Source organism: Psychrobacter sp. CAL346-MNA-CIBAN-0220 (assembly GCF_040309805.1).
Lineage (GTDB): Bacteria > Pseudomonadota > Gammaproteobacteria > Pseudomonadales > Moraxellaceae > Psychrobacter.
Genome location: NZ_JBEOPF010000249.1, coordinates 1 through 274, shown reverse-complemented (window position 1 = coordinate 274; position 274 = coordinate 1). Strand labels below are relative to the sequence as shown.

The following is a 274-nucleotide window of genomic DNA, read 5'->3' as shown; positions in this document are numbered from 1 at the left end:
ATGTAGAAGATATTTACGAGGGGTTACCATACTCACAACACACGTTAGCGTTTGAGGTTAAAAAATTGATAGAAAAGTACGAACCACGCGTACGATATGCAAATGTAACACCTGTTGAAATTAAAGAAGATAATTGTGTAATAAGGCTAGATATTCAAGCTTTTTTAACGAGCGGGCAAAGTATCAAGTTAAATACCCGTTTTGAATCTGGCGGTAAAGCAGACGTTATACAACATGCAAAAAACACTAACTAATGTTATTTAAAGGATTGATG

At 34.7% G+C, this 274-nt stretch carries 1 protein-coding gene; it reads left to right on the top strand.

What is annotated here, in order from left to right; all coding sequences use genetic code 11:
- On the top strand, nucleotides 1–254 hold a 254-nt coding region (locus AAEY88_RS13520; protein ID WP_350563217.1), incomplete at its 5' end, for a hypothetical protein.
- Between the last annotated feature and the right edge of the window lie 20 nt (nucleotides 255–274).